This window comes from Raoultibacter timonensis (assembly GCF_022845715.1).
Classification (GTDB): domain Bacteria; phylum Actinomycetota; class Coriobacteriia; order Coriobacteriales; family Eggerthellaceae; genus Raoultibacter; species Raoultibacter timonensis.
This window is the reverse complement of the sequence record NZ_AP025564.1, coordinates 174,831-186,900: the sequence shown is the minus strand read 5'-3', so window position 1 is coordinate 186,900 and position 12,070 is coordinate 174,831. Positions and strand designations below refer to the sequence as shown.

The following is a 12,070-nucleotide window of genomic DNA, read 5'->3' as shown; positions in this document are numbered from 1 at the left end:
AGATCGTCGCACGCCGAATCACGATCAAGCCCCCAGAGCCTTCGTGGTCGACGCGGATCGGTCTGATCTATCGTTCACTTGATAGCGCAGTATCAATGTAATAACTTGCGTAAGTGGGGAAATTGTAGCTTCGTCGGTAGGATATTACAATACTTTCTCAGCGCAGCGGCAGTATTTGTATGGAAAAATTCATTAGTTGAACTGGTATATGGAACTTGTTATGAATTCTCCTACCAAATAGAGGCGAAAATACGAGGTTTGGGTTCCTCGTTTTAAAACAGAGACTTTTCGTAAAAAACGAACAGATGTTTCACGTGAAACACTCTGCAGAAAAAGAAACCGACCCCGGATATTTCCGGGGTCGGCAATCGTTCGGTTCGCGGCGTTATTCACAGCCGCTCGCAGCCGCCGATCTGCCTGCGCAGTTCGCAGGTGCTGTTCGCTATGCCACCATCGCAGAAAGCCGTTTGCTTTCTTCAGAAAGCTTCTTCGACAGATACTCGACGCTGCAATGCGCTTCGCGCGCACAGTCGAGCAGAAGGTCGACCGTCAGGCTGTTGAGGTACGCGTTGAAGCTTTCCTGGATGAGCGCATAGGAGCGGCGCACCTTGCATGCCTTTTCGCTGTTCTCGCTCTTGCCCGACGAATCCTCCTCCGGGTAGAACTGGTTGCAATCAGCGGGATCGCGATCGCAGGTGTTTTGATCACCCGAGCACTCCTCTACTTTGATGGCATCTTCCATAGCGGCGATGACCTCGAGAAGCGTGATATCGGATGCGTCGCGCGCAAGAGCGTACCCACCGTGCTTGCCCGGCTTCGCCTCGATGAGGCCGGCGTTACGCAACAGCTGCGCAAGCTGGATGAGGTAATCTCGAGGTATCGACATTTCACGGGCGATCTCCTTCGAGGAACGTACGTCTTTTTCCGCCGCTAAATAGAGGATGGTGCGGATTCCGTAATCCGTAGAAGCTTTCAACTGCATCCTTTCCCCACTTTCTGTCGTTTCCGACTTAGGCCGTTGCGCACCGCCTCTTCCCGGGCGGGCACAGTTTCCGCGCTGAGCGCGGAAGAGCTTTCGTTTCGGTTGCACGACAACGCCAACTATAAGCGTTTCACTAATCGTTATCCTGAAATGAAGGAAGACGCCGCAGCGTCTTCTTCCTTCCATCCGAGACCCTCGATGCGGGTGCTTTCGGCACTGCCCTCCGGCCTGCGGTCTTGCCAACGATCAACAACCTTTTTCCTTACCGTATCGCAGTCTACACGGAATGTAAGTTCTTCCGCAAGCAATTTCCCTCATTTTGGCGCAAATAGATGGGAAAGGGTTACATTATTGCCAATTTCTCCATAATTCTGACCTGTTTAGTATGATTTTTCGCCTCGCAACAAGACCGTACGACGCGAAAGGTCCGCCTTGCAACCGATGACGACGAATCGAGGGGTACCCCGCTCCGACAAAGCGTTATCCTAATGCAAGCACAACGGAGGTGGATGTGGAAAAAAGCGAAGCAAGGGCATTCGTCCTGGAACGCCGAGACGGCATCGAGACACGCGTGCATGCGGAAAAGTGCACAACCATATGCGGCGTCCTCACCGAAATGCTCGACGACATACGCTTAGCCCGCGAAAACGTTTCGAGCGCTGCGGGTGTATGCTATCGGCAGGAGCCGCTTGCCGTCGCGCTCTACCAAGCGATGAAGAGCGAGGTATCGCTCGATTGCTTCATCGAAGAGGTGTACGAGCGCGGGCTCACGGCATGCTTTCCCTGCATGGTGAAACACCCCGCCGAAACGGGCCGGAACACCTCGATGACGTTTCGGGCGGTCTCGCGCGAGCAGTACGAGCACGGCGGCGTTGCGTTTCTCGATCATCCCCTCAGATCGTTTGCGGACGACGATCCCGCCCTTGCATCCTACCCCCTCGTCGATACGCCGATGCTCGACGTGGTCATTGTTCCCCTCGTTGCATTCGACGGCGAGAACAACCGCCTCGGCTACGGGGGCGGCAATTACGATCGGCTCATCGACGACCTCCGCGACGACGCAGCGGCCATCGGGGTTGCATTCGAGGAGCAGCGCATCGATTCGGTACCGTGCGAACCGCACGACAAACAGCTCCCCGCAATCGTATCGGCTTGAAGGTTTCGGCATGGCAAGGAAACTCCCCCGGCATCAAAACCTATGCTACACTCAGCGCCGTGCGTTCAGACGCCGTCCGGAAAAACTCAGCGACAGGCATTAGCGTGGAACAGCAAAAGCTCTTCGACAAAAAGATGATGACGCTCGCCATCGTGGCGACCGTCGGCTTCGGCTTCCTGCAGGGAGCACGTCTGCTCGATCTCAATTCGGGGCCGTACAATCCCGGACCTTTCGCCCTCGCAGGACTCGCTTTCGACGGCTGCACGTTTCTCGCCGTCGCGCTCCTCTCGTATTTCGTCCGCATCGAGAACACAGGGAAGCTCTTCTGGGCGGGAATCGGCGTCGCGGTGGCCTACGCCCTGCTCATCGCATCGGGGAATCAGTCCGACATCGCGCTGTTCCTCATGCAGGCCGCATCGGGTATGGGATGGTCGCTCATGATCCTGTGCTGGATGCAGGTGTTCACGAGCTACCGACCATTCCATTCGCTGCTCATGATAGCGCTCGGGTATTTCATCGACACGCTCATCCAGCCGATTTCGAGCGCGCTGTTCCCCGGGTCTCGGCAAATCGTCTTGCTGATCGTGTTTGCAGCCTCCGCCGCTATGCTGTTCTATTGCCTTGCCAACAACGAATCGGTCGCGCAACGTATGAAAGAAACCGTCGCGCCGAAAACCTCGATGGCCGAAGCCTTCTCGCGCACGCGCCGCGCGGTGGCGGGAACGCTCGTGTTCTCCGCCGTCTGCGGGTTCATCATCCAGATGGACATCTTCGCCGATCTGCAATACGCGCAAACCGACCTGACCGCATGGATCGCCATCGGCGTTGCGCTTGCCATGTGCGCCATCCTGGCCGTGCTGAAGCTCAAGAAGGCGAACATCGACTACATCTGCCCGATCGCCGCGCTCTGTCTTGCGTCGATCCTCTTGTACCGAAGCTTCGACGCCGGCGACAACTTCCTTGCCGGCGCGATGATGACGACGTTCCTCATGTCGTTTTACGTGCTTCTGTGGCTCACGTTCATCAGCGAGGCCTACGAGCGCAAGCTGCCGGCGTTTTTCCTGCTCGGGCTTGCTCTGGGAGTTGCGCGCCTCTCGATCGCCGGCGGACGGCTGCTGGCTCAGGTACTCTACGAACCGCTCGCTCTCGAGCTGCATACCGTACTCATCGTTTCCATTTGGATTCTCGTCGTTACGGTATCTCTCATTTTCGCAAGCTACCTGCGTTACTCTTCGAAGCAGAAAGAGCATCGCCTCGACGACGCGCCCGACGAGCTGGCCGATCCTGCCGCCGCGCAAGCCGATGCCACCGAGGCGGCTCTCGGGCTGCTTCGCGAAACCTACAACCTGTCGGATCGGGAAGTCGAGATCATCCGCGAGTTCTCCGCCGGACGCAGCGCCCGCTACATCGCCGACTACTTCGTGCTGTCCGAGCACACCGTGAAAACCCACCTGCGCAGAACCTACGCCAAGCTGGGCATCCACTCGCGCCAAGAGCTCCTCGACCTCATCGAAGAGATGGAAGCGCGGCTTTTGCGGTAGGCTTTTGCGGTAGGCTTTCGCGATAAGCCTCGGCGGGCCGCTGAGACGGACTTCGGGGGATTACGGAATTCTTTCGGCTAAGCGGCACGCTAAGCCAGACGCAGCTGGCAGAAAAACCGAGCAATTCGTCATCGGGCATCTCAAAACGCAGCGCTGGATAGTGATCTTGCCCCCAAGCTTTACGGGACGCCAGATCAGAAGCCTTTTCATGGAAAACGCTGCAGAAACCACTCCGCAAAATGACGAATTACTCGGTTTTTCTGCCGCGAAGAAGCGGATTTGACGCACAAGCACCCACGCGAGACGCCCGCGCACAACGAGAGCCGCCGCGACGGGGATGTCGCAGCGGCTCTCGTACGGGAGGAGGCAAGGGTCGGTGCTGTTGCGGATTTACGCTTCGGCGAGCGCGGCGCCGGTCAAACGGCCCATCGTGAGCGCACTCGAATTGGAGCAATGGCGCACGAAGCTGCGGTTGTACATGAAGCGATGCGTGCATTCGCCGATCGCGTACAGGCCGTCGATAGCCGATTCGTCCTCGCGGATGGCCTGACAGTCGCCGTTGGTGCGCACGCCGCCCATCGTGGCCACGAACGAGGGCACGAACGAAACGAGGTAGTACGGACCGTCCTGATACGGCACGAGCATCTCGGCCTTCTTGTTGAACTCGTTATCGACACCGGCTTCGACGGCCGCCTGGTAGGCAGCGAACGTCTCGGCAAGCGATGCCGCGTTCGCAGCAGTCGCAAGCTCTTCGATGCTGTCGGCCTTGAACACGTCACCCGTATCGAGGCCCTTTTCGATAAGCGCTACCACATCGGCATTCGAGCTGTCGAACAGCACGTAGTACGGGCCGGCCGCGTTGTCGGTCATGGACGTCGCGAGCGCGGTCGTCGGGCCGGCTTCGTTGACGAAGCGCTTGCCCGAAGCATCCACGAGCATCTTCGAGGACGTTGCCGCACCCTCGATGCCCGTATCGCAGAGCTTCGCGAATCCAGGCTCCGCTTCGGTGAGCGTGCGGGTGGGCATGATGACGTTTGGTATGACCCAGCAGTCGTCATAGGTGGCGGCGCCGATGGCCGTCGCCATGGTCATACCGTCGCCGGTGTTCATCGCATTGCCGAGGTACTGGAAGCCCATCTTGTTGATGGCGGGCACCAGCTCGTCGCGGTAGGCATCGCTGCCGCCGAATCCGCCGGTAGCCAACACGACGGCCTTCGCCTTGATGTCCTGCTCCTGCTTGCCTTCTTTGACCGTTACGCCGACGACCGTATCGCCGTCCTGCAAAAGCTTGGTCGCTTCAGTTGAAAGCATGATCTCGACACCGAGCTTCTCAAGCTCGGTCTGGAAGGCGTCGGCAACGTTCTGCCCCGCTTTGATGGAGGTGTCGGCCGGGGCATCCGGTTTCACCGTATCGGTTCCCACCTGCTCTTTGGTGAACGACTCTTTGAACCCGATGCCCATTTCGTTCGCCCAGGTGATGGTCTCGCAGCTCTCTTCCATCATGCGCTGCATGCGCTCGTAATCCGGATACGGTGCATTGACTTTACCGATCTCGGTAGCCGCCTTGTAGCGCTCGGTAAACGCCTCCATCGTGTCGGCCTCGCCGTCCTCGAACAGCCAAAACTCTTTGTTCTCGGGAACCTGGGCGATCGATACGTTGCCGAGCGACGTGAGAAACGTCGACATGTAGAACGGCGCCTTGTCGACGAGCGTCACCTTAGCTCCGCCGAGCGCCGCCGCACGGGCGCATGCCGAGCCGGCAAGACCCGATCCGATAACGATAATGTCGGTTTCCTTAGCCTCGGCGCCCGAACCGCCCTCGCCGCCCGTCGTGCTCTCGGGCTTCGGGTTCGCACCGCACGCAGTAAGCGCCAGCGTGCCTCCGAGCACCGCGACGCCCGCAACGAACTGCCTTCTGCTGAATAGTTTCCTCTCCCCCATGGAAGCTCCTCTCAATTTGCTGTATGTAGAAGCTGCCTATGCGACCGTTTTGCCGCGGCAGCGAAGCAAACTATAAACATCCAGGGGAACGCTTCTGTCGCACGAAAAGGTTCAAGGGTGTCGCACGAAACGTGGTAATCGCTAAATCTGCATTATCGTGCCTGTCCAAGAGCTTATCTTGCCTCCAGATGCGACAGCGCGAAAGCGAAGCGGCCGCCGAATCGATTCGGCGGCCGCTGAGGTTCGCAACGAGAGGCGCTACTTTTTCTACGCGGCCTTCTTCTTCCCGGGCAGTTTCACGCCAGTTTTCGCCAGAACAACGACGGCGATCACCGTAACAACCGCACCGATGACAAGCGGTATCCACGGGTTGCCCACGAACGCAGCGATGATGTAACAGAAGAAGCAGACGACCATCACAAGCGTCGCATACGGGATCTGCGTGGCAACGTGGCGCAGGTGGTTGCACTGCGCACCTGCAGACGAGAGGATAGTCGTATCCGAGATGGGCGAGATGTGGTCGCCGTATACCGCGCCGCCGAGCGTTGCGCCTACCGCCACGAGGAACAGCGGGCCGTCAGCCGGGAACACGCCGATCACGATGGGCAGGATGAGCGCGATCGTACCCCACGAGGTGCCCATCGAGAAGCCGATGAACGCCGCAACAAGGAAGATGACCGCTGGCAGAAGCGCCAGATCTACGCCGATGGTGTTGAGGAAGTTGCTCACGAACTCGCCCGTACCGAGCATATAGCGGCACGTGCCGCCCAAGCTCCACGCGAGCACGAGGATCATGATAGCCCCCACCATCGAGCGCACGCCCTCGGCGATGCCCTCCATGTAGCCCGCAAGCGTAGTGAGCCCGCGCGGCAGGAACATAGCCGCTGCCACCACGAGCGCAACGCATACGCCGATGCACAGGCCCGATACCGGGTCCACGCCGACCGCTTCAGCGAAGTCAACGCCTTCGAAGAAACCGCCTACGTACAACATCCCTGCAATCGAGAAGATTATGAGCACAACGATCGGGATGATAAGGTCGAAAACCCTGCCCTTATCTGACACCTTGATACCCTTGAAGTCGTCAATCGTCTGCGCAGCAGCATCGAGCACTTCGCTTTCCTCGGCAACCACCGTCGGAAGGTCGTTTTCGTAGGGCGGGGTGTTGTCGGGATCGGTTCCTTTCGGAATGCCGGCCGTCGCCACCGACTTGAGCACCTTGGCGCCGGGGATACGCTGCTTTTCGGCCATAGAACGATGCGCTTCGAGCTCGGCGGTTTTCATCGGGCCGAAATCGAGGTTGGTCGCGCACATGAAGAAAACGAACGCGATGGTCAGAAGCGCATAAAAATTGTACGGAATTGATGCGACAAACGTGGAGAAACCGCCCTCGCCGAGGTAGCCGCCGACGGCAACCGCCCACGAGGAGACCGGTGCGATGATGCACACCGGTGCGGCCGTAGAGTCGATGATCCATGCGAGCTTTTCACGGCTGATGTTGAATCGGTCCGTCACCGGACGCATGACCGCACCGACGGTCAGGCAGTTGAAGTAATCGTCGACGAAGATGATAATGCCGAGCCCCGCTGTAAGGATCTGGGCCATCTTCGCGTTCTTGATGTGGGTCGATACCCATTCGCCGTACGCCTTGGAGCCGCCTGCCGTCGCAATGACTACGACGAGCGCCCCCAGTAACGCAAGGAATAGGATCAGCGCCCCGTTCCCGGCTATCTGTTCAGCCATCATCTGCGGCACCATCGTAAACGACGAGATGAGCTGTTCGAAGCCGGCACCGTTCAACGTAAATTGGTAGATGATCATTCCCACGAATACGCCGATCGCAAGCGAAGAATACACTTCCTTCGTAATCAGCGCGAGGCCCAAGGCCAAGATGGGAGGAACGATCGACCATACACCAGTTGAGATGAGGTCAAAACCTTCCATACGAATCCCCTTAATCGATGCGGTACCAAAGCGCGAACCCCCGATATCGGTCCCCTTTTCGGATGCCCCTGGCACGCGTGCCGCACGTGCCAGGCCATGCCATCCGAAACGAAGAACGGTCGCACGGCGGGATTCGCACAGTTCAATGGGCATTAGTATAGCGGGGACGGCGCTTCCGAAGAAGGGGAAACGCGCTTTAATTTGGCGAACGACCGCAAAGGCGAGCGAGCCGAGCCTCGTCAAGCACGCCGAACCGCCACTCGACGCGGGCGCCGAACGGAGGCTCCCGCAATCGGTTCGATACGCGCGGTCAGATGCATCGGCGACAACGGCTTGCATCCGACCGCGCGCTCTTCTGCTTACTGCTCTTCGAGTTCGTGCACGTATTCGCGATCGATCGCGCCCTCGGGATGCGGAGGATCGACGTCGAAGGGAACTTTGGGCGTAACCAAGCTCACGAGCGGAACGATGACGAGCGAAAGCACCATCGCAAGGGCACCGCAGTTGATGGGCGATATCGGGGAGCCGAGCGCCATGTTGCCCACCGTAAGCCCCACGCCCACGACGAAGCTCGCCCACACCGACGATTTCGAGATGCGCCCGCTGAACAGGCCCCAGAAAAACGGACCGAGAAACGAGCCCGCAAGCGCTCCCCAGGAAATGGACATGAGCTGCGCGATGAACGTGATCGACGAGTTGTACTGCACGAGCGCCATCACCGCCGAGATGATAACGAATACCACGAGCAGCACGCGCATGTAAGAAAGCTGCTTCTTCTCGCTCATGTTCTTCACGATGTTGTCTTTGATGAGGTCGAGCGTGAGCGTCGACGACGAGGTGAGCACAAGCGAGGAAAGCGTCGACATCGAAGCCGAGAGCACGAGTACGATCACAATGCCGATAAGCAGATCGGGAAGCGTCGAGAGCATGGTGGGAATGATGCTGTCGTACACCGGCGTACCGGCGGCAGTCATCTCGATTTCCCCGCCGTACAAACGGCCGAACCCGCCGAGGAAGTAGCTGCCGCCCGCCACCACGAGCGCGAACACCGTCGAGATGATGGCACCCTGCTTGACCGCAGGTCCGCTTTTGATCGCGTAGAACTTCTGCACCATCTGGGGCAGGCCCCAGGTACCGAGGCTCGTGAGGATAATGACGCCCATCAGGTTAAACAGATCGGGCCCGAAGAAGCTTACGAAAGGTCCGGCCATTTCGGACGTCTCCGAGGGGATGAACGACAACTGGTTGATGGCTTCGGTGAAACCACCGTTGTTGACGAGCACCGCAACGATCACCGCCACGATGCCGAACAGCATGACGATGCCCTGGATGAAGTCGTTCATAACTGTGGCCATATACCCGCCGAGAACCACGTAGATGCAGGTAACCGCCGCCATGCCGATCACGCACACCTCGTAGGGCAGGCCGAACGCCATGCCGAACAACCGCGATAAGCCGTTGTAGACGCTCGCCGTGTAGGGGATCAGAAACACGAAGATGATGGCTGCCGCAGCGATGCGCAGCGGTTTGCTCTTATAGCGTGCACCGAAGAATTCGGGCATGGTCGCCGCTTTCAGCCGATGAGTCACCTCGCGCGTACGCGGTCCGAGCACCCACCAGGCAAGCAGACTGCCGAGAATCGCGTTACCCACGCCGATCCACGTTGCCGCCAATCCGTACTTCCATCCGAACTGCCCGGCGTAGCCGACGAATATTACCGCCGAGAAGTAACTCGTACCGAAGGCGAACGCCGAAAGCCACGGGCCGACGTTGCGCCCGCCGAGCACGAAGCCGTCGACGCTCGACGTATGTTTTCGGCAGTAGATGCCGACGCCGACTGCGACGCCGACGAATATGAGGACCATGCAGATTTTCTCGATCATGTTGCGTTCCTTTTCATGTCACCGTCCATGCTTGCCGCATGCCCGGTCAATTGCTTGTTTCACGTGAAATACCTGTTCGCGTTCTTGTTTTCTCACAGGGGATTCCGATTGCGATCCGCTGAGGCGAATCAGCCGCCTCGATGCAGCTATTCGGAAGATGAAAGCGCACATGGCCTCGTCGGAACTTTGCGCAGGGGCCTTTTGGCTTTGCGAAAAGCTCTGATGAACCCATGTGCTATTAATATCGATTATCGAAGATGCGCTGCGTCTTTTTCTCGGAGCGCGGAAGCTCCCCGATGGCAACGCCTTTAGCGACCGGCGTGCAGCCGATCTTTCCCTTGAAGATGAAAGCGAGCTCTTCTTCGACGCGTTTCTTATCGTCGCCCGTGGCGGTGGTCTCGAAGAACACGGTGATGATATCCTTGCCGAACAGGTGGTCGATCATGACCTGGTATTCGGACGAGGCGCCGTCGGTGAACTTGATGACTTCCTCGATCTGCGCGGGGAACATGTTGACGCCCTTAACCTTAACCATGTCGTCGGTACGGCCGATGAGGATGTCGATGCGCGGATGATGCGAGCCGCAGGCGCACTCGCCTGGGATGATGCGCGTAAGGTCGTGCGTGCGGTAGCGGATGAGCGGTGCGCCCTGCTTGCGCAGCGTGGTTAGCACGAGCTCGCCCGATTCGCCGTCGGGAACGTTCTTTCCCGTTTTCGGATCGATGATCTCGCAGTATACATAGTCGTCCCAAATATGCATGCCGGAATGCTCGTCGCAAGAAATGCCGATGCCAGGCCCGTAGATTTCGGTCAGGCCGTAGATGTCGTAGAGCTCGACGCCCAGCTCGTCGGCGATGCGGTTGCGCATCTTATCGCCCCAGCGCTCGGAGCCGATGACGCCTTTGCGCAAATGGAGCTTGTCGCGGATGCCCTTCTCGGCAATGGCCTCGGCGAGAAGCAGCGCGTACGAGCTCGTCGCGCACAGAACAGTGGACTGCAAATCCTCCATCATGCGCAGCTGTTTTTCGGTGTTGCCCGGCCCCATGGGGATAGCCATAGCGCCCAGCCGCTCGGCACCCAGCTGAAAGCCGATGCCCGCAGTCCACAGACCGTAACCGGGAGTGATCTGGATGCGGTCGAGGTTCGTGATCCCCGCCATCTCGTAGCAGCGTGCGAACTGGATGGCCCAGTCGGTCACGTCCTGCTGCGTGTAGGGGATGATGACCGGCGTGCCGGTCGTGCCGCTCGAGGAATGGATGCGTACGATCTCCTCGTCGGGAACGGCCTGGAGCCCGAGCGGGTACACCTTGCGCAGATCGTCTTTCTCGGAGAACGGTAGCTTCTCGAAATCCTCCTGCGTCTGCACGTCGCTCAAGTCGATGCCCTCGAATTTTCGGGCATAGAATTCAGAGCGCTCCTTAAGCGTTTTGAACTGCTCTTTGATGAGCTCGAATTGTTCAGGCGCGATGTTCATAGCGATTCGTTACTTTATCATAATAGAGTATGGAGCATCGTGAGATTTTTCAACTTGGCAGGATATATCATTCGAACCAGGCGCATCGCCCTTTGCCGTTGCGTTTGCTGGTATACAGCGCCTCATCGGCCGCACGGTAGAGCACCGGGAAATCCCGTGTGCCGGCAACCCGCGCCATACCGACCGAACAGCTAAAGGCAATAGGCTTATCCGAGCCGCGCTCGGCCCATTGCTCGATGAGCTTTCCCGCTCTCGCTTCGGCCTCCTCGACGCTCGCCCGATCACCTACCAGCACCGCAAACTCATCGCCGCCCATACGTCCGATCACCGCATCACGGAGAAAAACGCTTCTGAGCTCGTCGGCGAAATCCATGATGACGCGATCGCCCGCGAGGTGACCGAGCGTATCGTTGACCGATTTGAAGTTATCCAGGTCGATCATGAACAGCACCGCATCGGGTACGCCACGCACAAGCCGCTCCTCGACCGTTCGCTCGAACGCCATACGGTTGAGAAGCCCGGTCATCGAATCGAGGTCGGCGCGACGTTCAAGCTCTTTCGAGTATTCGAGCGCAGCGTTCGCGCGCTCGGTGGCGGTTTTCGGATAGAACTCGTTGAGCCTTTGATCGGCGTTCGGCGTGGAATGGTGCAGATGGACGACTTTCAGTTCGCCGTCCATCCGATGGATCAGAATGCTGAAGCGCGTATCCATCTCAACGAGCAAGAGCTTCGGTTCTTTCGGACGCTCGCGAACCCATAGCGTACCGAACACCAAGCACACTTCGGCATCGATAATGCGCGCCTCGTAGTATTCGTCGAGAATCTCGAACGCAACGTCTTCGGCCTCCGATCGATCGTTTCCGAGATTCTCGAAGAACTGCTCGGCCGTCGAGCAGAACTCATGACGGCCCGTTCCGATAACGGAAAGCGCTTCCATATCGAGGGAGTTCGCAATGTAGGCATCGCCCGCCTCGGACTGGTCGATAAGGTAGGAGCGCCATAGGTTGCGCGCGAGCTCGATTGCCTTGTCCTTAAAAGCCTGCTCTTCGGCTATCGCCATGGTGCCACCTGTCTCGCATTTCGCCCGACCCGAGCGAAGCCATCTATGACTTCTCCGCTCATAATAACAGGATCGATCGTGAAAGCGCT

8 protein-coding genes are annotated in these 12,070 nt (G+C 58.5%); 2 read left to right on the top strand and 6 right to left on the bottom strand.

Annotation, left to right across the window (positions count from 1 at the left end):
- Window positions 1–442 precede the first annotated feature (442 nt).
- Entirely contained in the window at window positions 443–982 is a 540-nt protein-coding gene (locus MWL89_RS00625; protein ID WP_102379402.1) for an RrF2 family transcriptional regulator, read from the bottom strand.
- 511 nt (window positions 983–1,493) lie between these two features.
- Between MWL89_RS00625 and MWL89_RS00620 the strand changes: the two genes are divergently transcribed.
- Together MWL89_RS00620 and MWL89_RS00615 are read left to right on the top strand one after the other, a co-directional pair.
- Entirely contained in the window at window positions 1,494–2,138 is a 645-nt protein-coding gene (locus MWL89_RS00620; RefSeq protein ID WP_244411330.1) for a 5-formyltetrahydrofolate cyclo-ligase, read from the top strand.
- 104 nt (window positions 2,139–2,242) lie between these two features.
- The gene (locus MWL89_RS00615) at window positions 2,243–3,679 is read left to right on the top strand and encodes a helix-turn-helix transcriptional regulator (RefSeq protein ID WP_244411329.1); all 1,437 of its coding nucleotides are present in this window, start codon (window positions 2,243–2,245) and stop codon (window positions 3,677–3,679) included.
- Window positions 3,680–4,069: 390 nt separating this feature from the next.
- On the opposite strand, the gene MWL89_RS00610 is transcribed toward MWL89_RS00615, so the two are convergent.
- From MWL89_RS00610 to MWL89_RS00590, 5 genes are all read right to left on the bottom strand, one after another.
- The gene (locus MWL89_RS00610; protein ID WP_244411328.1) at window positions 4,070–5,620 is read right to left on the bottom strand and encodes an FAD-dependent oxidoreductase; all 1,551 of its coding nucleotides are present in this window, start codon (window positions 5,618–5,620) and stop codon (window positions 4,070–4,072) included.
- Between the two features lie 267 nt (window positions 5,621–5,887).
- Entirely contained in the window at window positions 5,888–7,564 is a 1,677-nt protein-coding gene (locus tag MWL89_RS00605) for a Na+/H+ antiporter NhaC family protein (protein WP_244411327.1), read from the bottom strand.
- A 359-nt stretch (window positions 7,565–7,923) separates the two neighbouring features.
- Window positions 7,924–9,447 carry a sodium:solute symporter family protein gene (locus tag MWL89_RS00600; protein WP_102379404.1) on the bottom strand — a complete coding sequence of 508 codons (1,524 nt, stop codon included), beginning with the start codon at window positions 9,445–9,447 and terminating at the stop codon, window positions 7,924–7,926.
- 238 nt (window positions 9,448–9,685) lie between these two features.
- The gene (locus tag MWL89_RS00595; protein ID WP_244411326.1) at window positions 9,686–10,921 is read right to left on the bottom strand and encodes a phenylacetate--CoA ligase family protein; all 1,236 of its coding nucleotides are present in this window, start codon (window positions 10,919–10,921) and stop codon (window positions 9,686–9,688) included.
- A 67-nt stretch (window positions 10,922–10,988) separates the two neighbouring features.
- Window positions 10,989–11,981, bottom strand: coding sequence for a GGDEF domain-containing protein (locus tag MWL89_RS00590; RefSeq protein ID WP_244411325.1), 993 nt, complete (start codon window positions 11,979–11,981; stop codon window positions 10,989–10,991).
- Between the last annotated feature and the right edge of the window lie 89 nt (window positions 11,982–12,070).

Coding starts and splice junctions, on each gene's coding strand:
- MWL89_RS00590 (WP_244411325.1), bottom strand. CDS start 11,981: ATGGCGATAGCCGAAGAGCAGGCTTTTAAGGACAAGGCAATCGAGCTC.
- MWL89_RS00605 (WP_244411327.1), bottom strand. CDS start 7,564: ATGGAAGGTTTTGACCTCATCTCAACTGGTGTATGGTCGATCGTTCCT.
- MWL89_RS00600 (WP_102379404.1), bottom strand. CDS start 9,447: ATGATCGAGAAAATCTGCATGGTCCTCATATTCGTCGGCGTCGCAGTC.
- MWL89_RS00595 (WP_244411326.1), bottom strand. CDS start 10,921: ATGAACATCGCGCCTGAACAATTCGAGCTCATCAAAGAGCAGTTCAAA.
- MWL89_RS00610 (WP_244411328.1), bottom strand. CDS start 5,620: ATGGGGGAGAGGAAACTATTCAGCAGAAGGCAGTTCGTTGCGGGCGTC.
- MWL89_RS00625 (WP_102379402.1), bottom strand. CDS start 982: ATGCAGTTGAAAGCTTCTACGGATTACGGAATCCGCACCATCCTCTAT.